Source organism: Alteromonas sp. PRIM-21, assembly GCF_027563165.1.
Taxonomy (GTDB): Bacteria; Pseudomonadota; Gammaproteobacteria; order Enterobacterales; family Alteromonadaceae; genus Alteromonas; species Alteromonas macleodii_A.
Map to the genome: position 1 here is coordinate 34019 of NZ_JADOEK010000011.1, position 26000 is coordinate 60018.

At 43.8% G+C, this 26000-nt stretch carries 20 protein-coding genes; 10 read left to right on the forward strand and 10 right to left on the reverse strand.

Annotated elements, in window-relative coordinates:
* The first annotated feature begins 119 nt into the window (after positions 1-119).
* The 4 genes from IW644_RS15180 to IW644_RS15195 all read left to right on the forward strand — a co-directional run bounded on the left by IW644_RS15180 (position 120) and on the right by IW644_RS15195 (position 4716).
* On the forward strand, positions 120-386 hold the full coding sequence (locus tag IW644_RS15180) for a DUF4212 domain-containing protein (RefSeq protein ID WP_039216401.1): 267 nt from the start codon (positions 120-122) through the stop codon (positions 384-386).
* A gap of 3 nt (positions 387-389) precedes the next feature.
* A complete protein-coding gene (locus IW644_RS15185) occupies positions 390-2096 on the forward strand; it encodes a sodium:solute symporter family protein (protein ID WP_269918302.1) in 1707 nt (568 codons plus the stop codon).
* A 98-nt stretch (positions 2097-2194) separates the two neighbouring features.
* Positions 2195-4024, forward strand: coding sequence for a putative nucleotidyltransferase substrate binding domain-containing protein (locus IW644_RS15190; protein ID WP_269918303.1), 1830 nt, complete (start codon positions 2195-2197; stop codon positions 4022-4024).
* A gap of 5 nt (positions 4025-4029) precedes the next feature.
* Positions 4030-4716 carry a 3'-5' exonuclease gene (locus IW644_RS15195; protein ID WP_269918304.1) on the forward strand — a complete coding sequence of 229 codons (687 nt, stop codon included), beginning with the start codon at positions 4030-4032 and terminating at the stop codon, positions 4714-4716.
* Here IW644_RS15195 and IW644_RS15200 read toward each other — a convergent pair.
* The 3 genes from IW644_RS15200 to IW644_RS15210 form a co-directional block, all read right to left on the reverse strand.
* Positions 4713-5696, reverse strand: coding sequence for a GGDEF domain-containing response regulator (locus IW644_RS15200; protein WP_269918305.1), 984 nt, complete (start codon positions 5694-5696; stop codon positions 4713-4715). The genes IW644_RS15195 and IW644_RS15200 overlap by 4 nt on opposite strands.
* 210 nt (positions 5697-5906) lie before the next feature.
* Complete coding sequence (locus IW644_RS15205) at positions 5907-6326, reverse strand: MAPEG family protein (RefSeq protein WP_269918306.1); 420 nt, start codon at positions 6324-6326, stop codon at positions 5907-5909.
* A gap of 224 nt (positions 6327-6550) precedes the next feature.
* A complete protein-coding gene (locus IW644_RS15210; protein WP_333473876.1) occupies positions 6551-6781 on the reverse strand; it encodes a fasciclin domain-containing protein in 231 nt (76 codons plus the stop codon).
* A 55-nt stretch (positions 6782-6836) separates the two neighbouring features.
* Here IW644_RS15210 and IW644_RS15215 point away from each other — a divergent pair, with 55 nt between their 5' ends.
* Positions 6837-7994, forward strand: a complete 1158-nt coding sequence (locus IW644_RS15215) for a tetratricopeptide repeat protein (protein WP_269918307.1) — start codon at positions 6837-6839, stop codon at positions 7992-7994.
* 54 nt (positions 7995-8048) lie between these two features.
* Here the strand turns inward: IW644_RS15215 and IW644_RS15220 are convergent, their stop codons facing one another.
* The 5 genes from IW644_RS15220 to IW644_RS15240 all read right to left on the reverse strand — a co-directional run bounded on the left by IW644_RS15220 (position 8049) and on the right by IW644_RS15240 (position 12940).
* Positions 8049-8888 (reverse strand): isopenicillin N synthase family dioxygenase, encoded by an 840-nt coding sequence (locus IW644_RS15220; protein WP_269918308.1) that lies wholly within the window; start codon positions 8886-8888, stop codon positions 8049-8051.
* A 169-nt stretch (positions 8889-9057) separates the two neighbouring features.
* On the reverse strand, positions 9058-10269 hold the full coding sequence (locus IW644_RS15225; RefSeq protein WP_179984650.1) for a NupC/NupG family nucleoside CNT transporter: 1212 nt from the start codon (positions 10267-10269) through the stop codon (positions 9058-9060).
* A 12-nt stretch (positions 10270-10281) separates the two neighbouring features.
* Entirely contained in the window at positions 10282-10905 is a 624-nt protein-coding gene (gene udk, locus IW644_RS15230) for a uridine kinase (protein ID WP_014950808.1), read from the reverse strand.
* Between the two features lie 188 nt (positions 10906-11093).
* Positions 11094-12047 (reverse strand): hypothetical protein, encoded by a 954-nt coding sequence (locus IW644_RS15235; RefSeq protein WP_269918309.1) that lies wholly within the window; start codon positions 12045-12047, stop codon positions 11094-11096.
* Positions 12047-12940 carry a PhnD/SsuA/transferrin family substrate-binding protein gene (locus tag IW644_RS15240; protein WP_442864451.1) on the reverse strand — a complete coding sequence of 298 codons (894 nt, stop codon included), beginning with the start codon at positions 12938-12940 and terminating at the stop codon, positions 12047-12049. The genes IW644_RS15235 and IW644_RS15240 overlap by 1 nt, the downstream gene beginning before the upstream one ends.
* A 384-nt stretch (positions 12941-13324) precedes the next feature.
* Between IW644_RS15240 and IW644_RS15245 the strand changes: the two genes are divergently transcribed.
* Together IW644_RS15245 and IW644_RS15250 are read left to right on the forward strand one after the other, a co-directional pair.
* A complete protein-coding gene (locus IW644_RS15245) occupies positions 13325-16534 on the forward strand; it encodes a TonB-dependent receptor (RefSeq protein ID WP_269918311.1) in 3210 nt (1069 codons plus the stop codon).
* A gap of 189 nt (positions 16535-16723) precedes the next feature.
* Positions 16724-17407, forward strand: coding sequence for a type 1 glutamine amidotransferase domain-containing protein (locus IW644_RS15250; protein ID WP_269918312.1), 684 nt, complete (start codon positions 16724-16726; stop codon positions 17405-17407).
* Between the two features lie 78 nt (positions 17408-17485).
* Here IW644_RS15250 and argR read toward each other — a convergent pair whose 3' ends face one another.
* Positions 17486-17950 carry a transcriptional regulator ArgR gene (gene argR / locus IW644_RS15255; protein ID WP_179984645.1) on the reverse strand — a complete coding sequence of 155 codons (465 nt, stop codon included), beginning with the start codon at positions 17948-17950 and terminating at the stop codon, positions 17486-17488.
* 237 nt (positions 17951-18187) lie between these two features.
* On the opposite strand from argR, the gene mdh reads away from it, so the two are divergent.
* Both mdh and katG read left to right on the forward strand, forming a co-directional pair.
* The gene (mdh, locus tag IW644_RS15260; protein WP_015068149.1) at positions 18188-19126 is read left to right on the forward strand and encodes a malate dehydrogenase; all 939 of its coding nucleotides are present in this window, start codon (positions 18188-18190) and stop codon (positions 19124-19126) included.
* 809 nt (positions 19127-19935) lie between these two features.
* Positions 19936-22125 carry a catalase/peroxidase HPI gene (gene katG / locus IW644_RS15265; RefSeq protein ID WP_269918313.1) on the forward strand — a complete coding sequence of 730 codons (2190 nt, stop codon included), beginning with the start codon at positions 19936-19938 and terminating at the stop codon, positions 22123-22125.
* A gap of 96 nt (positions 22126-22221) precedes the next feature.
* Here the strand turns inward: katG and ppc are convergent, their stop codons facing one another.
* On the reverse strand, positions 22222-24843 hold the full coding sequence (gene ppc, locus IW644_RS15270; RefSeq protein WP_269918314.1) for a phosphoenolpyruvate carboxylase: 2622 nt from the start codon (positions 24841-24843) through the stop codon (positions 22222-22224).
* A 233-nt stretch (positions 24844-25076) separates the two neighbouring features.
* Between ppc and IW644_RS15275 the strand changes: the two genes are divergently transcribed.
* A complete protein-coding gene (locus tag IW644_RS15275; protein WP_269918315.1) occupies positions 25077-25697 on the forward strand; it encodes an FKBP-type peptidyl-prolyl cis-trans isomerase in 621 nt (206 codons plus the stop codon).
* Positions 25698-26000: the final 303 nt, after the last annotated feature.

Consider the following 26000-nt stretch of genomic DNA (forward strand, 5'->3'; position numbering starts at 1 on the left):
TTGCTGCTTTGTTTCTGTTGTGTACAAAAATTTCAAACGCAGCAATAACGTTAACAAAGCCGAGCGTTAGGGAATTGTAAAATCATAACAACTAGTTAACCTGACATGAGGGTGAAACAATGGCATTTAGAAACGAAGAGGACAAAAAAGCCTACTGGAGTGAAAACCTAGCGCTCCTAGCTAAGCTTTTAGTCGTTTGGTTCATCGTATCATTTGGTGCCGGCATACTGTTTGTCGATATCTTAAATGAAATTCAGTTCTTTGGCTTTAAATTAGGCTTCTGGTTTGCACAACAGGGCTCAATTTACGTATTTGTTGCATTGATCTTTGTCTATATGGCGAAGATGAACGCCATGGACAAACGCTACGGCGTAGATGAGGAGTAAATCATGGACGTTCAAACTTTAACATTTATTATCGTTGGCGCGTCGTTCGCGCTTTATATTGCAATTGCAATTTGGGCACGCGCTGGGTCGACGAATGACTTCTATGTAGCGGGTGGTGGAGTGCCCCCTGTCATGAACGGTATGGCTACAGCGGCAGACTGGATGTCGGCTGCATCGTTTATATCAATGGCGGGTCTTATCTCATTTATGGGATACGACGGTGCGGTATACCTTATGGGCTGGACCGGCGGCTATGTTCTACTTGCACTTTGTTTAGCGCCTTACCTACGTAAGTTCGGTAAGTTTACGGTACCTGACTTTATTGGTGATCGTTACTACTCACAAACAGCACGTACCGTTGCGGTATTTTGTGCCATCTTTGTTTGCTTCACATACGTCGCAGGTCAGATGCGTGGCGTAGGCGTGGTATTCAGCCGTTTCTTAGAAGTTGATATTGTGTCTGGCGTTGTTATTGGTATGGTTATCGTGTTCTTTTACACCGTACTTGGCGGCATGAAAGGCATTACCTACACTCAGGTTGCTCAATATTGCGTAATGATTTTTGCGTACATAGTACCTGCGGTATTTATCTCAATGATAGTTACCGGGCATATCCTTCCACAAACCGGTTTTGGTGCAACCTTGGCAGACGGTTCGGGGGTGCATATGCTGCAGAAACTCGATAATTTATCCGTCGAGCTCGGGTTCAATGAATACACCTCGGGGACAAAAAGTACTATCGATGTATTCTTTATCACCTTTGCACTAATGGTGGGTACTGCGGGCCTTCCACACGTAATTGTTCGCTTCTTCACTGTGCCTAAAGTTCACGATGCGCGTAAATCAGCAGGTTATGCCCTAGCATTTATCGCCATTCTTTATACTACAGCACCGTCGTTAGCAGCATTCGCTCGTGTAAACATGATTGAGACCATCAATGGTCCAGAGATGACGGGCACCAGCTATGCAGAAGCGCCGTCGTGGATTAAAAATTGGGAACAGACTGGCCTTATCGCGTTTGAAGATAAAAATGGCGATGGCAAAATGTTTTATTCGGGTGATGAGCGCAACGAAATGAAAGTTGACCGCGACATTATGGTGTTGGCTAACCCTGAAATTGCGAACTTGCCAGCATGGGTGATTGCGCTTGTCGCGGCAGGTGGTGTGGCAGCAGCCCTTTCTACCTCAGCGGGCTTACTGTTAGTCATTTCCACCTCTGTATCCCACGACTTACTGAAGCGGAACTTTATGCCGAATATTACGGATAAAGCCGAGCTGATGTACGCCAGATTGGCGGCAGCGGTAGCTATTGTCATTGCAGGTTACTTTGGTATCAATCCGCCCGGGTTTGTGGCGCAGGTGGTGGCCTTTGCCTTCGGCTTGGCGGCATCGAGTTTCTTCCCAGCCATTATTATGGGTATCTTTAGCAAGCGCATGAACGACAAAGGTGCTATTGCGGGAATGATTTCAGGCATTGCGTTTACTGCGGCTTACATTATCTACTTCAAGTTTGTAAACCCAGCTGCTAATACGCCTGAAAACTGGTGGTTTGGTATCTCTCCTGAAGGTATTGGTACTTTGGGGATGATGGTGAACTTCCTTGTGGCTTTCTTAGTGTTTAAAGCAACAGATGAAGCGCCTGAAGAAATTCAAGAGCTGGTTGAGAGCATTCGTTATCCTAAGGGAGCGGGTGAAGCATCAGCGCACTAAGTTAGTATTGCCTTAAGATAGGCTTTAACAAAATAAAACCAATCTACTGGCGAAAGTGAGTAGGTTGGTTTTTTCTTTTTGTGAACTGGACAATTTCTATGACTGCAATGGCTAAACAAGTTGAAGACTTTCTTAATACGTCTGCGCCTTTTGACGTGCTGGACAAAGAGCAGAAGCTGCAGCTTGTAAAACACACAGAGCTAATCTATTTGACTGCTGATAATGTGGAGCAGGTTCTGAAAGGTAAGGTCGCGCTGTTTCTTATTCAAAGCGGCCAGTTCTCAGTGAAAGACTCTGATGCACCCATCCAACATTTAAGTGAAGGGGACTATTTCGGTTACGCAAATATTATAGATAAGCGAAACTTTCCACTAAGCATAACGGTGGATAGCCCTGGGTTGGTTTATTGCTTTGATGCGCGAGCTGTAGAACCTTTACTAGAAATACCTACCATACGGCATTTTTTTGATGGCCTTAGCAATAACTCGCTGCAAAGCCATGCCATTGCCGATAGTAATTCAATGTGGCTTTACAAAGGACTTCTAGAAGTTATCGAAAAAGCCCCTGTTTCCGTCGAGGCTCAAACCCCAATTACGGAGGCGGCCCAGTTAATGACATCGCAAAAAGTATCTTCTTTGCTAGTAACTGAACACGAGAAGCTAATTGGTATTATTACTGACCGCGATTTAAGGTCGAGAGTAGTGGCAGCCTCTTTAGACACTCACCTTCCGATTAGCCAAATAATGACAGCTAACCCGGCTCAAATTATGGGAAATAGGACCTTATTTGACGCGCTAGCGCTAATGACTGAAAAAAACATTCATCACTTGCCTGTTATTGATCACCAAACGCTAGTGCCCCTCGGCATGGTAACCGCCAGCGATATCATTCGTCATCAGCGAGGAAACGTACTCTTCATTATTGGTGAATTGAGCAAGGCCGAGAACCTTTATGAGCTTACGCGCTTGTCGTGGCAACTGCCTCATTACTTTTCGGCCCATGCAAAAAAAGCGGGTGATTACGACATTGCTGGGAAAATATTGTCACAAGCAACTGACATCATGACCAGAAAGTTAATTGGCTTTTTCCAACAAGCTAACGGTAAAGCTCCTGTGATGTTTGCGTGGTTGGTGTATGGTTCACAAGCCCGAGAAGACCAAACTATGGGCTCCGATCAAGACAACGGGTTACTTCTTGCAAAAACACCTACCGAAGTGCAAGCCGAGTACTTTTCGAATATGGCAGAGTACGTATGTAACGGGTTGGCGAAGTGTGGCATTAAGCTTTGCGATGGCAATATTATGGCCAGTAATCCTAAACTAAGATTATCCCTTGATGAGGCACTCGAAGAAGCTAAGCAGTGGGTAAAAGCGCCCACTAAAGATGCCATTATGCACTTCAATATCTTTTTGGATGTGCGATGTGCTGCAGGTGATGTAGGTTTGTTTAAGCAGCTTCAAAAACAACGTGCTCCTTTAATGCAACAAAATATGTTTTTAGCAGCCCTTACCAGACATAGTAACGAAATATCGGTGCCGCTTTCTATGTTCCAGAAGTTTGTTTATGAGAAGGGAAGAAAAGAAAAAGACGTTATTGATCTAAAGACCCGTGCTGTCGCTTTAATCAACAACATAGCAAGAATTTACGCGCTGGCTGATGGCGTGACTTTACCCAACACCCTCGCACGTCTTGACGCGTTATCTGCTCGCTCCCAACTTTCAAAACGGGATGCAACGAATCTTAGCGATATTTGGCTATTCCTTAATCGTCTGCGCTGGCGTCATCAACTTGAAAATAAAGTTACCGACAATCGCGTGTCCATATCAAGCTTATCATCAATTGAAAAGCATCAGCTTAAAGCCGCTTTTAAAGCCATAGAAAGAACAAATCAAGCTATGGTGATGAAGTTTTCAGGTGGCGTGAGTTAATTGTAATGATTAATAAATGGATAAAGGCGTGCTCACAGACGTTCAAGAGTAAAACTAAGCTGAAACAGCGCGTTCGTGAACACCAAGTTTACAATACATTGTTTACCGCAGTTGATTTGGAGCTTACGTCGCTTAACCCTTCAACTACGCAAATTACTTCCGTGGGTTATGTGAGCGGCACGGGGAGCTGTATAGATTTGTCGACGAGCGGTTATCATGTCATCAATACCACCGCTGACTTAGAGCAAAGCCCTGTAATTCACGGGTTAACACCTGACATCTTGCAAAAAGGCGAACATTTAGAAGTGGCGCTTCGTGCGCTCATACCGTTATTTCAACAACACATGCTTATTTTTCACAATGCTAGGCTGGACTTAATGGCGTTAAACAAGGCTTTTAAGCTGTGCGCTTTACCAAAGTTAGAGGTGATTTACATTGATACCCTTCAGCTTGCGCTATATCAGCTAAATAAGCAGCATCAGGTTTTGCCAGGCAATAGTGCTACGCTAGGCGTGTGCCGCCAACGCTTAGACCTTCCAGCATTTAATGAACATAATGCGCTAGATGATGCGTTAGCTACACTTCAGCTTTTCCTTGCCCAGTTGACAGAATTAGGTGTAGCAAAAGAGGCTACGCTCGACTGTCTACTTCATACCGGGGCTGTTGGGCACATTCAGCTAGGCAGCAGCTAGAAACTTTTTATCGTTTGTGATGAGCGAGGGATCTTTGCTTTTTTAGTAGGCGCAAGTGAAGGAGACACTAACCGGTTCCGCCCGGAAGTTTTGGCGGCATACAGGTTTTTATCCGCTTCCAGCATGACATAATCAATCGTTTTATCATCGTTGGCGGTTTTTATTGCTAAGCCAGCACTCAGTGTTATACGCCCGTACTCAGACGAACTATGTAGAATGTTGAGGTCGTAAACGGTTTCTAACAGGCGCTCGGCAACAGCTACCGCACCTTCTACATCGGTATTTGGTAAAACCACTAAAAACTCTTCACCACCAATTCTCACCAATTTGTCCATAGGACGAAGGAGTGCATCGTTTATCGTTTTACTAACCTTCCATAAGCAGCTATCACCATCCAAATGCCCATACATATCATTGAATAGCTTAAAGTGATCCACATCAAATATAACCAAAGACAATGGGGTAGCGTTACGTTCGCTGTCTTTAACTAAACGGGGGAGGTAGTCGTCTAGATAATGTCTGTTGTAGGCTCCGGTTAATTTGTCGATATAGATTAATGTTTCTAAAAAATCACTTCTGAGCTTATGTTGAAGATGCGACTTTATGCGATTACGCAGCGTACAAGCATTCACAGGCTTTACTACAAAGTCTACACAACCAGAGTCCCAACAACGGGATTCTTCTTCTTCTGTTGATGAAGAGGTCACGAAAATAATAGGTATGTGTTCACAGGATGGATTTTGTCGAAGCTGCGCTGTAGTTTCGTGCCCATCCATTTCCGGCATGGAGACGTCCATTAGGATTAAGTCTGGCTTATTATGCTTGCAGTACTCAATGGCTTCCTTTCCTGAGCTTACAGAACAACACTCTACTAGTTCATCGAGTAGTGTTTCTAGAATAAGTCTACTGCTAGCTTGATCGTCGACAATCAACACACTGCAATCAGTTAAAGTCCGATCGCCGACTTGGTCAATGTACACTGGGGCTCCTAAACACATGTGTGAGTGTTCAATTAGTAAGAATACGCCTGAATTTCGAAAAGAACATTAATCAAAAGTGTAATATTCAAGCGTTAGATTCAACATCATTGTTATCTGCTTCTCTATAAAAAACTTTAACGAATAGGGCACTTTCAAGAGGTAAAAGATTACCGTTCTGTATGAATATTGTACAGCCTTAAGTGTTGCTAGCTAGAACAACAGCTGAAATAACGCGAGACCGTATACGCCAAACGTACAAAACGCTCCTATCATATAAAAATAGCTTCTTGGGCTAGGGTTCTTTTCTGTGGCAACAGCATAGTATAGCGCCATGTGAATGATACGACTTAGTGCGAACGCCCAAACCAAAATAGCGAGTACGTCTGTTTGCGCACCAAGAAATATGCATAGCAGGGCGGGAAGCGTAAATTGGTGAATATTCTCAAGCGAGTTATGAAAGGTTCTGTGGCTTCTAAATACAAAACTGTCATGACTTAATTCCTCGCTAACTTTACCGGGTATGTAGTGAGTTTGCTTTCTATGCGCTACAGCTGCCACTATGTTTTGTACGAAAACAGTAAAGCTAATGACTAATAGTCCAGCAATACTGTATGTGTAAACCGTAAACATATGAACTCCTTTTCTGGTTAAAAGAGCAAGGTCAATTATTTAATGCTCTAATGACAGTGATACTGATTTATTTGTTCAACTAACGCGCTCGCTAGTACTAGGACAATGAAAACTGCGTTTCATATGATTTTGTTTACGGAGAAGTTATTGGGAGAGATCGGTGATCATTTTAAGAAAAGCAAAGATCAACTACAGGTGATCTTTACTTTTCTTAGAAACACATCTTATAAAGACGTTTTTACATCCTCTGGAAGTAATACCGTATCAATAACATGAATGACACCGTTGCTAGTCATCACATCAGCCTTGATAACCTGAGCATCGTTTATCATCACTTTATACATAGTAGTAGAGACCATAAATTTACTTCCTTCCACCGTAGTGGCATCAGAAAGCGCGGATACGTCTTTTGCGATAAAAGCCCAAATGCGCAGGATGTAAATAAAATGTAAAATACCGGTTTGGCTGCTATAATTTTAAACTATCGAGTAACTAAAATAGGTGCCTGATATGAATACTCGACTAGTTTTAATTTGGCTACTTTGTTGTTTTTTAAGTGCCTGCCAGTCTACCGACGAGCAAAATGTAGCATCGCCGCCTACCTTATTAAACGATAGCCTATTTCCGTCGTATCATTTGTTTCCCGTAGAGACCATCGACGAAATTTTTTACTTAGGTGAAGACGCTCAGTTTTTTGCTGAAAAAGCGGTGCATAACAAAAGCACTTTGCAGAAAAACGTTAAGGGTTTAGTGAAAGCTATTTTTGACCATTCAGATTACGGCATGCTTTATCGCAATAGTGCGAATACCACAGCAGACACTACGTTTAACAATCGCGCGGCAAACTGTTTATCCCTTTCAATTATGACCTATGCGCTTGCTGAACACGTGGGTTTAGTCGCGACCTTCTATGAGGTAGATATTCCAGAATATTGGACACGAAGAGAAGGGTATAGCCTGCTAAATGGGCATATCAATATGCGAGTCTCAATGCCTGAAGTCAACCACGTAACATCAATTGGAGGTTCATGGGCGGACGTAGACTTTGACCCGCAAATGTTGCGCAACTACTTCCCCAGAAAGCCAGTATCGAAAAACAAAATAGTGTCTATGTACTACAACAACAAAGGAGCAGACGCGTTGGTTGCGAATAGCTACACAAGGGCTTATAGCTACTTTCGTGCCGCTGCTACATTAACTCCTGAGCTACAGCAAAGCTGGGTCAACCTTGGCGTTTTATACAGAATGGTTGACGCTTATGAGCAGGCTGAGATGACTTACAAGCATGCACTATCACTGGATGATGAAAACCTCACAGCTTGGGAGAATTTATCTATTCTCTATACTCACCAAGATAGAAATGAAGAAGCAGTACAGATTACGCAGATGGTTGAGGCAAAGCGTAAAAACAACCCTTTTTATCATTACATATTGGGCGAGCAAGCGTTTGAGTCTGGGAATATCATGGCTGCGATAAAACACTATAGAAAAGGACTAAAGCTTGATAACGCGCGTCACGAGATTTTATTCGGCATGGCCAAAGCGTATCACGAGTTAGGGGATGTTAGCGAAGCGCAACGCTTTTTAGAGAGGGCCGTGAAGCATTCTTCAAACCAACAGGAAAAACAGCGCTATTCTTCTAAATTAGCGACCTTGGCAAGCAACTAAAAAAAGCCGCAGACTAGCTGCGGCAAAAGAATAACACTACAAAAGGAACTTAATTTATATAACGCCCAGCTCACGAAGGCGCTCTTGCAGGTATGACCCTGCAGTATGACGTTCTGAAAGAACAACATCTGGTCTAGGGTGTAAAAATAGTGGCAGTGAAATACGAGATTTTGTCATATCAGCGCCATCTGGGTTTACAACCCTATGCGTAGTTGATGGGAAATATCCGCCTGATGCTTCTTGAAGCATATCGCCAATATTCACAATCAAGTTCCCGAAATCACAAGGAACGTCGATCCAACTACCGTCTTTAGCTTGTACTTGCAATCCAGGCTCGTTAGCTGCTGGTAAGATAGTAATCAAATTAATATCTTCGTGAGCAGCAGCGCGAATCGCATCTACTTCTTCATCACCTTTTAGTGGTGGATAGTGCAGTATACGTAGCAAGGTTTGATCAGAATCTTTGATCATGTTACCCAGCGGTTGACTGTACTTATCACTCACCTCTGAAGGAGAATGCTTTTCTATCCAACCCAATAGCTCTTTCGCTAATGTGTTTGCTTCCCCATAATACTGAGAAATTTGTGGATGTAGCGCTTCTGGGCACTGACCCCACGGATAGAAGTGGTAATACTCTTTAATATCTTTTTTCGTAAAGCCTTTAGCTACCTCAGAAACGCTCTGAGGGAAAAAACCGTCTTGTTTACCTTTGTTGTACAGGTAATCGTTCTTCTCTTCACTGTCGAAGAAGCCCTGCCAATTGTCGTAAATACCTTGAACTAACGACTGTTGGATAGGGTGATTTTTTAAAACACCGAACCCTGTCTCGCGAAGTGACTTCACGAATTCTTCTTGTGCGTTTTCCGCTTGGTAATCAACAGCAACTAATTGCATAACTTTATCCCGTATATTTTGACTGCGGCATTATAAAGGTAGACGGGCTACAGAAAAAAGTCGCAGAAATTGACATATATCAACCCCGCGAGGAATTTGCGCGTAATTTACAGAAACCTGACCAGTTAGTCTAGTGAAATATTGACCAACTGGTCTGAATTAATGAAATTTAACCAAGAGAGAGGTAAAAGCCCGCTAGTGCGGCACTCATTAAGTTAGATAACGTTGCAGCAATAACAGCTTTTAACCCCAGTCGCGCAATTTCTTTTCTGCGTGTTGGTGCCATAGCACCAATTCCACCCATCAAAATAGCGATAGAAGAGAAGTTTGCAAAACCACAAAGTGCAAAGGTGATAATGGCCTGAGATGCTTCAGATAGCTGTGATTGGTTTTCTAAGAAGTTAAGGTAGGCAACAAACTCGTTGACCACCATTTTCTGACCAATGAAGCTACCTGCAAGTTGTGCTTCCTCCCATGGTACGCCGATTGCCCATGCGAGAGGTTGAAGTACATAACCCAGGATCCCTTCAAACGTAACGTTTTCATAACCAAATAGCGCTGCCGTCCAGCCGATAAGGCCGTTGAACATGGCAATTAAAGCTATGAAAGCGAGTAGCATGGCACCTACGTTTAACGCAAGCTGCATGCCTGACGCTGCGCCACTGGCGGCAGCATCAAATACATTAGCGTAGCCGGTATCTTCCGCGTCTACGTCATGTAAATCTTCGTTTGGCTTACTGGTTTCAGGCAAGATAATTTTTGCCATTAGTAAGCCACCTGGCGCAGCCATAAAGCTGGCCGCCAATAAATACTTAAGGTCTACGCCCATTCCCGCGTACCCGGCCATGACAGAGCCAGCAATTGACGCCAAACCACCTACCATAATGGCAAACAGCTCGGAGCTCGTCATGTGTGGAATGAAAGGGCGAACTACTAAGGGGGCTTCGGTTTGACCCACAAAGATGTTAGCGGCAGATGACATGGACTCAGGTCGACTGGTACCCAGCGCCTTTTGTAAGAATCCACCGATTACTTTGATGATGACACCCATCACTTTGAGGTGATAGAGAACCGCGATAAGTGCAGAGAAAAAGACAATAACGGGAAGCACGTTAAAGGCAAAAATAAAAGCAATTGATTTGTCGCCAATAGGGCCGAACAAGAAGTTAATGCCTTCTTGGCTATAAGCAATAATATTAGCAACAAACTTGGTTGCACTTAGCAATACCTCTTTACCTGGTTCAGAGTACAGGACAAATGCGCCAACTGATGCTTGAATAGCAAATGCGCCGCCAACGGTGCGCCAATTTATACTGCGTTTCGCCGATGATAACGCGAAAGCAATACCCAGAAGGACTGCAATGCCCAGTAAACTTACCATAGTAATGTTCCCTTAAAGAAGCGCTTGCTGAATGTGTGATTTGATCACATCTAATGCAATTTGGTTTTTGCCACCTTGCGTCACTACTACGTCGGCAGTGAAGCGGCTAGGTTCGATGAATTGATGATACATAGGCTTAACAGTTTCTTCGTACTGCTTTGCCACCGACTCGATACTACGACCGCGTTCTTTCAGGTCTCGCATCATTCGGCGCATCAAACAAATATCAAGAGGGGTGTCGATAAAGATTTTTACGTCATATAGAGGTAATAAATCGGTACGCGCAAGCAACATGATACCTTCAAGGATGATAACTGGCGCTGGGTTAAGGCGTTCAGTTTCAGGTAAACGTGTGTGCGTTTTATAGCAATAGTGCGGATAGTCGATAGGCTGACCATCACGCAATGCTTGCAAGTGCGCTTTCAATAGCTCGTGTTCAAATGCGTTTGGATGATCGTAGTTATTCTTCTCACGTTGTTCCATGGGAAGGTGATCTTGGGCGCGATAGTAATGATCTTCGCGCAGCACTTGAACAGGGCGGCCTTGAGCACTGAAGCCGTTAAACAAATTTTTTGTAAAAAGAGACTTCCCAGAGCCAGAAGCTCCAGAAATGGCAATAATAAGTGGCGATTGCATAGTACTATAAAGCTGGTTTTGTTGGTGCAAAGATACGCGTTTAGGCCTCGCGAATCAATGTTATATTCACAAGTTCTCACTTTTGGGCGCGGTCTTTGCTAGAACTTTATTGTATTTTCAAGGTATTGCGGGCTGTTTTTTAAACTCGCATAAAATACAAAAAAGTTCTCCAAGTGGTCAGTTTTTAATTAGTTACCAATAATTTCGATATCCTCTTCTTTTATCGGTGGCAATGCATAAGAGTGTTGCTTTGAACGTGAACCTTCACCCTGAGCACGAGGCGGGTAATACTTCTCTTTTTCTTCATTGTAAGACAAGAATAACTCATCAAGGGCGGCTCTTATTTCACTTAACGTTTTGTCTAGGTTTGCGTTGAAGTCGGGGCGTTTTCTCTTTGTATGGCCTAACTCAATCAATCGGCCGAAGCATTTATTAGCTAGCGCCATTAACTCATTTGGAACATCTTTATGTGGCGGTAATGGTTGATTGGGATTGGCTATGCAGTATTTAACCAAAGCAGTGTAAAAACAAAGAGGCTTGTTTTGTAAGGTTACTACTTTGTCTTCAACCCCGTTTGATATGGTTTTTTCCTGTAAATTAATAATAAGCATTGGAGTAGGCGGAATTACTTCTTCAAGCGCTCTACGAGCCTTTTTCGTTCTATTCGAAATAAAGAATAGCGGTGAAATAACTAGTGATGCTAATAAACCGGCCCAACTGAAAGTTAAGGCGCCAAACGGTGTTTTGCTGCGCAAGACAACGAAAATTTCTTGTTCTGCGTTAATGAAATGTGAGGAAGTTTCGCTGGGATACTGAACGAAACTTTCTGTACTTGTTTCTATTCCTTGAATCCCTTTGACAATAACCGGGTAATCATTTTCTTTAAGGTTGTCGTTTAACCTATTCATGTAGCGCTGAATAGCAAACTGATTGACCGGCGTATTAAGCGTCTTATTTCCAACATCTAAAAAGGCACTGTCTAAACTGATTCTTCGCTCAACGTTATCAAGCGCTTGATGTATTGAAGACTGAAAGGAGAAATACTGTGATACGAGTGCTACACATTGCATTGCTATCAATAATGCAACCACATTCAAAGCAATTATGGGCTTGGACTTTAAATGAACCTTTTTATTACTCATTAGTTACACCCCTTTTCCAATGTAATAGTTTTGTAATAAGGTCTAGGGTGGGACATTGCGATGTCATGAATTACAGACTGCATTGCACAAAACAGGTCAGTGTTTTGGGTTTGCATCTTTAGAAACCACTGCATTCCACTTACGCTTTCTAAAAGCGGTGTGGCATAATTTTTGGAAAACCTTTCGTTATCATCTGCGGCCCAATAAGACGATATGATATCAACATCACCAGCAAGCAAAGCACGCCTTAGTTCTTGATGAGAACTGAAATATACGATGTCCACATTATTGTCGCTTAAACCCAGTTCCTGCATCACTGTCTTTGGAACGATATGGCCGGAACGACTACTTGGATAATCAAGTAAACCAATACGTTTTCCCAGCAGGTATTGTTTAGAGAGAGCTGGTCTCTCTCTCAAAGCAATAAAAAATGCAGAGTAATTAGGGTGAGATGCAATTTTAGTTAAACCATATATTTGGTCGGCTCCGAAAGCGTTGACCACATTACTTTTAACTAATGCTAAATCAACCACGCCGTGGTTTACGTAGCGGAATGTATCGTAATCGCCTTGCCCGATGGTTATTTTGACCTCTCCATACTGGCGCTGAATTGTTTGATTGCTGCATAACTTTTCTTTCGCCAGTTCAGCTATCTTTCCGTCAGTTACGTAAACAGAAAAAATGTCAAAATTCCCAGTAAGTCCTGTTTTGCAGCTTAGATATTGACCAGTTTGTGGGGCTATGTCAGCGTATGAAACCGAATTTTGGAAATAGCTTATCAAGCCGCAGATAAATGCAGCGATGATAAAAATTATCCATTTTCCGGAGGCAATAATTCTGAAATTCGTCAAAAAAACGACCAAATGAATTAACGATTTATATAGCGATTTCATCAGTTAAGGTTATTTAATGCAATAGGTAAGTTTATTTAAAAGTGTTATGTTTTTGAATTTTATGAGTATTTTATGGGTAAACCTGATTTTTGTTAAACGCTGTTTATTAGTCGTGTATCTGTCAAGAATAGACTCAACTAATCGTCACACATTGAGAATAATAATAACAAGTAAATTAACTTGACCATATGGTCAAGAAAAAAATTGCAAACTCAATAGCTTCGGGCGCTTGGTGTTAAATAAAAATGTAAAACTGTAATAAAACTGACACGAAGGTTTACGACAATTTGTAGCATTCGGGTTTAAGCACGGCTTGATTGTGGTATTTTTACTCAACACTACACCGTGTAAGAAAGAATTTTAAACAAAAAGGGAAACACACACATGAACTTTAAAGCAAAGCTAAGTCGCGTAGCGATCGCTGTTGCTGTCGCTGCAGGTTTGGCTGGTACAGCCACGGCACAGACAACAACGTCGTCTATTCGAGGTAATGTTGTCACTGAAGCGGGCTCAGACCTTTCTGGCGCGACAGTCACAATTAAACACGAACCTACAGGTACTTCGTCAGTAGCAATCACAAATGAAAACGGTACTTTTTCTTCGCGCGGTCTTCGCGTGGGTGGCCCTTATACTATCACTATATCAGGTGATGGTTTCGTTCCTGCGAAAGTAGAAAACGTTTATCTTTCTCTAGACCAAGCGTTGGATCTTCCAATTCAACTTGAGTCGTCTCGTAGCACTGAAGTTATTACTGTAACTGGTAGCTCTGCAGGCACTGGGTATAGTAATGAAGCACTTAGCACAAGTCTTGGTCTTCAAGCGCTTCAGCAAGTAGTATCAATTGACCGTGATATTACAGATGCAGCTCAACTTGACCCTTTTGCATCAGTAAACGTTCAAAGCGGTGGTTCAAAAGAGCTTAGCATTGCGGGTGCGAATAATAAGTTCAACTCTTTGACAGTGGATGGTGTAGCATTAAACGACCGTTTCGGTCTTAACGCTAACGGTTACCCTACTCAGCGCTCTCCAATTTCTTATGATGCAATTGAATCTTTGTCAATCCAGACCGCGCCGTTTGACGTTGAGTATAACGGTTTTACCGGTGGTACAATCAACGCTGTAACCAAATCAGGTACGAACGAATTCCACGGCTCAGTTGGTTACTATTACACTGACGATTCAGTCGCTGGCGATAACAATGGCGATGAAGAATTCAATCTTGATTTCGAAGAAGAAACGTTTGTTGCCACTTTAGGTGGTCCGTTAATAAAAGATAAGCTCTTTTTCTTTGTTGCTTACGATAAATTTGAATCTGTAGCACCGCTTAATCGTGGGCCTGCTGGGTCAGGCGCCGTTAATGAAGTTCCAAATATCACGCTAGATGATGTTGCTCAAGTTTCTCAAATCGTTTCTGACGTTTGGGGCTTTGACATAGGCAACTTCCAGAAAGACGATGTACAAGACGAGAAAGTTCTTGCAAATATCGATTGGAATATCAACGATGATCACCGCGCTAAGTTTACTTATATGCTTACCGACGGTAACTCAATCAATGAGCAAAATGGTAACAACTTCCTAGCGCAAGACGAAGTACTTGGCGCATCTTCTGCGTGGTATGACCGCTCAGAAAAGGTTGAAAGTTTCATTGCACACGTCTTCTCTGACTGGACTTCAGACTTCTCTACACAGTTCAAGGTAGCGAAAACAACGCAAGCTACGGGTCAAGAGTCACTAAATGGTTCTGAGTTCCCTAACTTTGCCGTTTTCCTACGTGAAGTAGATGGCGATGAAAATTACTTGACGATTGGTCCAGACCGCTTCCGTCACGGTAACTCTCTCGATCAGGATTTCTTCCAAATTAAACTAGTTGGTATCTACACAACTGGCGACCATATCATGAAGCTTGGTTATGAGCGCGAAGAAGTAGATGTTAATAACCTATTTGCCCAAAACTCTGAAGGTTCATATCTATTTAATAGTCTAGAAGACCTTGCAAATGCTGAAGCTTCTGCGCTTCTTTACAATAATGCTGTTACAAATGACGAGAACGACCTTCGTGCTATCTGGGGTTATAACTACAACTCACTTTATTTCCAAGATTCTTGGGAAGCGACAGCTGAGTTAACGATTGACGCTGGTATCCGTTATGACTGGTATGAAGCTGAAGGCTCTATCCGCGAGAACCAAAACTTTGTGGACCGCTACGGCTACTCAAACACCAACGATGTTGATGGGCTGGATGTAATTCTTCCTCGTGTGTCATTCCAGTGGTACGCGTCTGATTATACAACTGTACGTGGTGGTATTGGTCGCTTCTCTGGTGGTGCGCCAAGCGTTTGGGTATCAAACAGCTACTCAAATGACGGCGTAATTTCTGACAATTATCAAGACTTTGGTTCTGGTCAGACATACCAAGTTCCTACTACACCAGATGCTGCTACAGGCCAGTACATTCCACAGAACATTCTTGAACAACTTGCTAACATTGACCCAGATGGCGATGTGAACGCGCTGGCAGATGACTTTGATATACCTACAACTTGGAAAGTAAGCTTAGGTGTTGCTCACGAGCCAGAGATGGAAGAACTTGAAGGTTGGTTGTTCTCTGCTGATGTGCTTTACAACAAGCTTGAAAATGCTACTTACTGGTATGATCAACGCTGCGAAAACCCAGTTAGCACAGCTCCTGATGGTCGTGGTGTTTATGACTGTAGCGAAGGTCCTGAAGCTATCGTAACTAGCTCAATTGATGAAGGTGATTCAATATTATACGCCTTGTCTGCTTCAAAAGCCTGGGATACCTCTTATGGCTCATTCGACTTCTTTACAAGTTATACTTATGCTGACGTAGAAGATATCGGCTATGGTACATCTTCAACTGCGACATCTAACTACTCCGACTTTGCTGCTTATGATCGTCAACAACCACAAGCTGGCACGTCTAACTTCCAGACCGAGCACCTTTGGAAAATGCGCTTCAATTGGAAGAAAGAGTTAATTGACGGCTATGAAACGACTGTTTCAATCTTTGCCGAGCGTCGCTCTGGCCAGCCTTATAGCTACACATTCGATGAAAACAACGCATGTGTGCTAGATGTTGGTGGTGGTCGTTGTGCGCGTGAAAGCCGTAACGATGATGCAGGACACCTGCTTTACGTTCCAGATGGCATCAATGATCCATTGTTTGCAGCAACTTCATTTGGTGGTGACCTAGCAGCTCAGCAAGAGTTCATCGACTATATCAATAGTTCAGAGCTAGCTCAGTATAAGGGTGGAATTGCTGAACGTAATGGCGACAATTCTCGCTGGTCAACAATCATTGATGTGCGTATTCAACAAGAACTACCAGCGCTTTACCCTGAGCATAAGTTGACGGTTTTCTTTGATATTGAGAACTTTGGTAACTTATTGAATGATGACTGGGGCCGTATTGAACGTACTCGATACGAATACGAGCGTGCTGTCGTTTCTGCAAATATAGTAGATGGTCAATATGAATATTTTGACCTGAACAGTGATTCACGTATCAAAAACCTAGAAGTGCTTGACCAATCAGTATGGCAAGTGCAGTTCGGTATTAAATACGACTTCTAATCACTTAGTATAAAAAAGTTTGTAGTGTTAGGTGCCACTTTCCTTAACAGGAAGTGGCACTTTTTTTATGCCTGCGATTTATCTCACACATAAGCCACTAATCGATCACAGTGTTTGCTTATGATCTAAGTCTCCCCACAACACGAACTAACTGACGAGAAAACTTTTAAATGCTCGCAAGGAGGGCTTATGACAAAACGTATGCTTATGGTAATGACGTCTCACGAAATTATGGGTGATACGGGTAAGAAAACTGGCATGTGGTTAGAAGAGTTCGCAGCGCCATATTATGCATTTAAAGACCAAGGCTATACGATTACGCTGGCATCACCAATGGGTGGGCAAGTGCCAATTGACCCCAATAGCCTTGCAGATGATGCGATGACAGACGACGCAATAAGGTATACAAAAGATGAGTTAGCGCGTAGTGCTATCGCCTCGACTATACCGCTTGAAGACGTGCGTGCAGATGAGTTCGACGCCGTGTTTTACCCTGGTGGCCATGGCCCGCTATGGGACCTTTCTGATAACGCGCACTCGATTAAGTTAATCGAAGACACAATTGCCGCGAATAAGCCTGTTGGTGCAGTGTGCCACGCTCCAATCGTGCTTAAGGACGTTAAAACTCCAGATGGCAAATATTTAGTTGATGGCAAACAAGTAACGGGGTTCTCAAACAGCGAAGAAGCTGCAATGGAACTCACTGACGTTGTTCCTTATCTGGTTGAAGATGAGCTAGTTAAAAAGGGTGGTAAATACGAAAGTGCTGACGATTTCGCCGTCAAAGTGTTTACAGATGGTTTGTTGGTAACGGGGCAGAATCCACCGTCATCACGCCCAGCAGCAGATGCATTAATTAAGCTTCTATCTTAGGATAATCTTAGCTTATAACCTATTTGGAAACCGCATCTTGTATGCGGTTTCTTGTTTATCAGCTTTTAGTTGCCTTAACTAAACATTTTCAAATAAATCTTCAACGCGTTGTCTTAATTCTTCAATTCTTGTCACGTCAGCAGGGGCAATGAAAATAGTGTCATCACCTGCAATAGTCCCTAATACGCCGTCTTTTTTACTCAATGAATCGAGTAGACGAGCGATAAGCTGTGCTGCACCTGGGCTAGTTCTAATGATAACCATGACATTGTTGTGCACAATATCTAATACCAACTGTTTAAGCGGGCTTTTGGCGGTAGGCATACCTAATTCAGGAGGCAAACAGTAAACCATGTCTCCTCGTGCGTTTCGGGTTCGTACTGCACCAAACTTACTTAGCATTCTAGAGATTTTGGATTGGCTGATATTGTCAAAACCTTGTGCTTTTAAAGCGTCAACAATCTCGCCCTGCGAACCATAATTTTCTGCTTTTAGGATTTCTTTAAAAGCTTTGATGAGTTGCTCTTGTTTTGCGTTTGCCATTAGCGCTCTTTTCTTTTTTAAGTGTTATCGTAAGGAATTGTATTTAGTATGCGTATATTGTGCCGTACAGGTAGACTTTGCGCAATTTCTTTGCATAATCATTCATGATAATGAATATCGAATGAAAATCGCCATAAATAACGTTAATAAGACGATCCGGTGATTGAGTTTTCCCCCGCGTTGCATTAGTGTGACGTTCCGTTTAAATACGTGAAGTAATCCCATAGGAGAAATGGTATGAAAGTAGCCGTGTTAGGTGCTGCCGGTGGTATTGGTCAGGCGCTGTCTTTGTTGTTGAAAACACAATTGCCAGCAGGTTCAGATTTAGCGCTTTACGACGTTGCGCCAGTTGTTCCTGGTGTTGCCGTTGATTTGAGCCACATCCCCACTGCGGTAAAAGTAACCGGTCACGGTAAAGATGACCTAGCTGATGCACTTACTGGAGCAGACGTAGTTCTTATTCCAGCGGGTATGCCTCGTAAGCCAGGTATGGATCGTTCTGATCTGTTCAACATCAACGCCGGCATTGTTAAAAACCTAATCGAAGGTGTAGCTGATAACTGCCCGAACGCGTGTGTTGGTATCATCACTAACCCAGTTAACACTACTGTTGCTATTGCAGCTGAAACGCTTAAAGCTAAAGGCGTTTACGACAAGAACAAGCTTTTCGGTGTAACGACACTTGACGTTATCCGTGCTGAAACTTTTGTTGCTGAACTTAAAGATGTAGACGTATCTTCTGTGCACGTACCGGTAATCGGTGGTCACTCTGGTACAACTATCCTTCCTCTTCTTTCACAAGTTGAAGGCGTAGAGTTTACAGACGAAGAAGTATCTAGCCTAACTACTCGTATCCAAAATGCGGGTACTGAAGTTGTTGAAGCGAAAGCGGGCGGCGGCTCTGCAACCCTTTCAATGGGTCAAGCAGCAGCTCGTTTCTGTCTGTCTCTAGTTGCAGCAATGCAAGGTGAGAACGTTGTTGAGTACACTTACGTACAAACTGACGACAGCGACGACGCAGCATTCTTCGCACACCCAGTACGCCTTGGCGCAAACGGTGTTGAAGAAATCTTGCCATACGGTGAGCTAAGCGCGTTTGAAGAAAAAGCGAAAAACGACATGCTTGAAGGCCTACGTGGCGACATCAAGCTAGGCGTAGACTTCGTAAACGGCTAATCGGTGAGTGTCATTGGCGGGCCTTTGAACGTAGGCACGCCGTGAATACTTCCCTGTAGGCTTCGCCACCGCATCCATGCGGTGGAGAGCCTACTTATCAAAGTCCCGCCAACTCCAAACGCCCCAATAGCCTAATCACTTAAGTTTTTTTAAAAGAGCAGTCTGTTACGACCTTACGTATCCAGCCTTTTTTGTTGCGTCTTTGTAGGATTCGCCACGGCATTCTTGGCACAGGAGAGCTTACTTATCAAAGCCCCGTCAACTCCAAACGCCCCGATAGCCTAATCACTTAAGTTCTTTTGAAAAGAGCAATCTGTTACAACCTTATATATCTAGAATTTTTGTTGTCTGTTTATCTTCATTCAGCTGCAGAAGCGCTAACTCAGATCTACCTAAGTAATCCAGCATACCTACTCAAAAACTACCCAAAACCTAGCTACAAAACTATGAGTTCAGCCTTTAGGTAAATCGGCGTTTATCCTATTAAAGTTGCTACCTAGGCGAACAGAAAATGCATATTCAATTAATTACTTTCGAACTATCGCAATATACAAATTATCGCTATTTTGCTCATTATTACAGGACAAACGAAAAGGGTGGCGTTTTCCTCAAATGGTCTTATATGGGCAAGTGCTCGTATTGTGAGTTAATGCTTTGAATTATGGCAAAGCGTAAAACTTTGACTATGCTTGAAGAACGCTGATTTAGTATCAAATGGTAACGTGACAGCGTAACTCCATAGGTCAATCCTATAACTTAACTAACATGTGAGTTGTATAACGCTAACGAATAGGCAAAGAGGATGTAATATGAGTAATGCAAAGTTAGGTGATGTGAATGATTCGGCAAAAAAATGCCCAGTCATGCATGGTGGTTTAACAGCCACGGGGACAACAGTAATGGACTGGTGGCCTGAAGCCTTAAACTTAGACATTCTTCATCAGCACGATACGAAGACAAACCCAATGGGAGATGACTTCGATTACCGTGAAGAGGTTAAAAAACTAGACTTTCAAGCCCTTAAAAAAGATCTTACTGATTTGATGACAGATTCTCAGCCATGGTGGCCAGCAGATTGGGGGCACTATGGCGGTCTTATGATCCGTATGTCGTGGCATGCTGCAGGCTCGTACCGCGTTGCGGACGGTCGCGGAGGCGCTTCAACAGGTAACCAACGTTTTGCACCGCTTAACTCTTGGCCGGATAACGTTAACTTAGATAAAGCTCGCCGTTTGCTTTGGCCAATTAAAAAGAAGTATGGCAACAAGTTAAGCTGGGCTGATTTGTTTGTTCTTGCCGGAACCATTGCGTATGAAAGCATGGGTCTTAAGACTTATGGTTTTGCCTTCGGTCGTGAAGATATTTGGCACCCAGAGAAAGACGTTTACTGGGGGGCTGAGAAAGAATGGTTAGCGCCTAGTGATGAACGCTATGACGATGTTGATAGCCCTGAAACCATGGAAAACCCTTTGGCCGCTGTACAAATGGGCCTTATTTACGTAAACCCTGAAGGCGTTAACGGTAAGCCAGATCCACTTAAAACCGCAGCCCACGTACGTGAAACTTTTGCGCGTATGGCAATGAACGACGAAGAAACCGTTGCATTAGCAGCCGGTGGTCACACGGTCGGTAAATGCCACGGTAACGGAAGCGCAGAAGCGTTAGGACCAGACCCTGAAGCAGCAGGCATTGAAGAAGCCGGTCTTGGCTGGATGAACCACGAGAGCCGCAGCATTGGCCGCGATACCGTATCAAGTGGTATTGAGGGAGCGTGGACAACCAATCCTACGCAATGGGATAACGGCTATTTCCATCTGTTACTTAATTACGATTGGGAACTGAAAAAGTCTCCAGCGGGCGCTGAGCAGTGGGAGCCAATTAATATAAAAGAAGAAGACAAGCCTGTTGATGTTGAAGACCCATCGAAACGCTATAACCCCATTATGACCGACGCCGATATGGCGATGAAAATGGATCCAGAATACAGAAAAATTTCTGAAAAATTCTATAACGATCACGAATATTTTAGTGAAGTGTTCGCTCGTGCATGGTTTAAACTTACTCACCGCGACCTAGGACCAAAAGTTCGTTACATAGGGCCTGATGTACCAGAAGAAACGTTAATTTGGCAGGATCCTGTTCCAGAAGGCAGCACGTCATATGACGTTGAAGCATTGAAGAGTAAAATTGCAGAGTCAGGGCTATCTGTTGGCGAAATGGTGGCAACGGCGTGGGATAGCGCACGTACTTTCAGAGGCTCAGATTTACGTGGTGGCGCTAACGGTGCGCGTATTCGTCTAGCTCCCCAGAAAGATTGGGAAGGCAATGAGCCTGAGCGTTTAAATAAAGTGCTAGAGGTTCTTGCTCCTCTTGCTGACGCGGCGGGTGCAAGCCTAGCAGATACCATTGTTTTAGCAGGTAACGTGGGCATAGAAAAAGGTATTAAGGCGGCAGGCTTCAACGTACCTGTTCCTTTCTCACCAGGACGCGGCGATGCTACTGACGACATGACCGATGCTGAATCGTTTGATCCGCTAGAGCCAATTGCAGATGGTTACAGAAACTACCTTCAAAAAGACTTTGCAGTTAAGCCTGAAGAGCTGATGCTAGACAAAACCCAGTTGCTTGGCCTAACGGCAAAAGAAATGACTGTGCTAGTAGGCGGTATGCGTATGCTGGGCACTAACTACGGCGGAAGTAAGCATGGTGTATTCACCGACAACGTGGGCACGCTGAGCACGGATTTCTTCGTAAATCTTACCGACATGAAATACATGTGGAAGCCGACTGGGAAAAACAGCTATGCCATTGTCGATAGAGCATCAGGTGACGAAGTGTATACCGCTACGCGTTTTGATTTAGTGTTTGGTTCAAATTCAGTGTTGCGAGCGTATGCTGAGCTGTACGCGCAAGATGATAGCAAAGAGAAGTTTGTTAAAGACTTTGTTGCAGCGTGGACAAAGGTGATGTACGCAGACCGCTTCGACCTTACTTGTTAGTACTTATCTTAAGTGTAAGTAAAAACACGTAAGCAACAAAAAGCCCGCTTCATTTTAATGAAGCGGGCTTTTTTATCTTATTGATTAGCGAAGTGCTTAACCTGTGTTACGCATCCCAATTGCAATACCTGCAATGGTTACCATCATGGCGCGTTCTAGGCTAGTGTTCTGCGCATCGTCACCGGCTTTACGGATACGATCTAGAAGTTCAATTTGCAGGTAATGAAGTGGCTGAAGGTATCCTGCGCGGATCTCCATCGACTCTTTACCTTGCGGGTCGTTCTTCATAATGTCGTCATCGCCTGTGATTGCCAGCAGTGACGAGATACTTTCTTTAAGTTCGCTACGCAGCGCTTCACCAAAGTGCTTAAGCTCTTTAGGTACTAGGCGCTCATCATAAGCTTCACTAATGCGTGGGTCAGCTTTGTGGAACACCATGTCTAGCATCGAAAGACGAGAGCGATAGAACGGCCATTCGCTGAACATTTCGTTAACCACTTTCTCGTTCTCAGGGGTCTTCACGCTATCAATAGCGCGCATAACGCCTAACCAGCTTGGCAGCACTAAACGGGTTTGTGCCCAAGCGAAGATCCATGGGATAGCTCGTAAGCTCTCAATTCCGCCTTGTGGTTTACGCTTAGCAGGGCGGCTGCCTAGAGGTAGTTTACCTAACTCTTGCTCTGGTGTAGCCACGCGGAAATAAGGTACAAACTCTTCATCGTGACGTACAGTCGCACGGTAGTTATCACGACCTTGCGCTGCCATTGCGGTAATAAGCTCACGCCACTCTTCTTTTGGTGCCGGAGGTGGGAACAACATGGCTTCAATAATGGCGCTGGCGTAAATACCTAGGCTGCGTTTAGCCAGTTTTGGCATACCGAACTTATAGCGAATAGTTTCGCCCTGTTCTGTTACACGGAAACCGCCTTCTAGTGAGCCAGGAGGCTGTGAGTAAATAGCAGCGTGTGCTGGCAATCCACCACGACCAATCGTACCGCCACGTCCGTGAAACAGGGTTAGGCTTACGTCGAATTCTTCTGCAATGGCAACCAATGCTTCTTGCGACTGATACTGTGCCCAGCCAGCAGCCAATGCGCCTGCATCTTTCGCTGAGTCAGAGTAACCAATCATGACAAACTGACGGCCCTTCACGTAACCGCGATACCAGTCGATAGACAGGAGTTTGCGCATTACATCTGGTGAGTTGTTCAAATCGTCAAGCGTTTCAAATAGTGGTGCTACCGGCATCGGCCAATCTACACCGCTTTCTTGAAGAAGCAGCTGAACCGCCATGACATCTGATGGCTCACTTGCCATAGAGATAATGTAGATACCAAAGCCATGCTTACTGTGTTTTGCAATGACCTTACAGGTCTCTAGTACTTCTTTTACATCGTCAGATGCATCCCATTGAGCAGGGAATAGCGGACGTTTTGAGCCAAGCTCGCGCAATAAGAATGCTTGCTTGTCGGCTTCGCTCCACTGTGCGTAATCGCCTAAACCTAAATAGCGAGTGAGTTCGCTAAATACGTCTGCATGACGTTCAGAGTCTTGGCGTACATCAAGGCGTAGAAGATGAATACCAAATACGCGAGCACGGCGAATGGTGTCTAGAAGTAGGCCGTTAGCAACAACCTGCATACCGCAGTCTAATAGTGACTGATAGCAAAGCATCAACGGCTCGATAAGCTCATCGTCGCTTTCTATCCAGTTAGACGTGTCTGGGTTTTTACCTGCAAGATAGTCGGCAATGCCGTCACGAGTAGCAATAAACTTATTAACCAACGGGCGAAGTAGGGCGCGGTACGGTTCGTTTGCATCACCTACTTGTTCACGTAGTTCTTCGTTGCAATCGTACATTGAAAGTTCTACTTGCAGACGATCTAGGTCGATTGCGAAAAGCTTCGCCGCGCGCTTTCTCGCCAGCAGCAATACTTGCTCAGTTACTTTTGAAGTAACAAATGGGTTGCCGTCTCTGTCTCCACCCATCCAAGAGCTAAATTGTACTGGTGACGAATCTAGCGGTAGCGATACGTCGTAATCTTCGTTTAAACGACCATCAAGCTCGCGCATGAAGTCAGGTACCGCTTCCCACAATGAGTTTTCAATGACCGAGAAGCCCCAGCGCGCTTCATCAACAGGCGTCGGGCGCACTGAACGAATTTCTTCGGTGTGCCAAGCTTGCGCAATAAGGTCAGCAATGCGTGTTTCTATCTTTTTGCGCTCAACATCACTTAACGATGCTTGATGCACAGCCTGAAGACAATCCGCTAGCTCTTTGTGTTTATGAATAAGTGTACGGCGCGTAACCTCGGTAGGGTGCGCGGTTAGTACAAGATCAATGTTTAGTTTTGCAACGGCGTCTTGTACTTTGTCAGCAGTCAGTTCTGCTTTATCTAGGTGTTTAAACAGAGCATCAATCGATGCATCAACATTCATCGCCGCGTTGTATTCTTGCTCGGCAATATTACCTAGGTTCAAGAATTGTGCGAAGGCACGACCAACAGTAAGCAAATCGCTGTCAGACATTGTTTTGAAAGTTTCTTTCAGTTCTTCGCTACAAGTAGCGTCTCCCTGATAAGAAGCTCGGCCGCCTTTTCGAATCTTTTCAATACGGTCTAGCCACTCCTGACCTAATTGATTTTTGATTGTTTCACCAAGGGTTTTACCAAGGTATCGAACGGTATCTTTCAGTTCAGCATCGTAGTGTGTTTGCATGCTTTCCTCCTAAATATATGGGCCTAACCATACTGTGTCCTTTGCGACTTGTCTAACCACTTTCGGTTATAATTTACAACATTTTGATACTTTTGCACCCTAGTTAACATTGCTCAAAGCAAGATATTTTGTGGTGTGATACACTCTTGCACCGGAAAATGCAGAAACATTCTCGCGCTATGCGTTTTGTTTGAAATTTGTACTGCATTTGTAATTTAATTTCAGGAGTTCTTGTGACTGATACATTCAATACAGTAGAAACCCAAGCAAGCTACGGCATTGGTTTTCAAATGGGTCAACAACTACAATCAAATCCGTTTGACGGACTTGCGATTGACGCTGTTGTAGCTGGCCTTAAAGACGCCTTCGCAGGTCAAGCACCTCAGGTTGATAACGACACTCTACGTGATGCGTTTGGCGAAATTCACAAGCGTATGCAAGCTGCTAAAGAAGAAGCAAGCAAAGCGGTTATTGAAGAAGGCACAAAGTACCTTGAAGAAAACGCAAAGCGTGACGAAGTAACCGTAACTGAATCTGGTCTTCAATACGAAGTTGTTACTGAAGGTGACGGCGAGACTCCAGATGCTTCTAGCACAGTACGTGTTCACTACCACGGTACGCTTATAAACGGTACTACGTTTGATAGCTCTTACGAGCGTGGTCAGCCAGCTGAATTCCCAGTAGGCGGCGTAATCAAAGGTTGGACTGAAGCACTTCAACTTATGAAAGCAGGTTCAAAGTATCGTCTATACTTACCACATGACCTCGCTTACGGTGAGCAGGGCGCTGGCGCAGCTATTGCACCTTACAGCACCCTAATCTTTGACGTAGAACTTCTTGACGTTCTAGGTTAACGATTTCTTCACAGGAGTGCCCAGTGGTACTCCTGTGAATACCTGTATTCTTCTTTGTTTCATCTGTTATTCCTTTCTATCTTCTAGTCTATTACTTTTCTAACGCTTAGTTTGTAAACAAACAGTGCACTCATACTCTGAGGTTGTTTGTGTTTCGCTTTTTTAAATCTAAATATGTGATGCTACTATGTTTTGTTGGTGACTATGCATGTATGCGATATGCTGACAAAAGCGTATTAAAGGTCAGCGGAGTTCCATCTGCTCCGAGTTGTTATCAGTGGCTTCGGCATTACAATAGCCCCA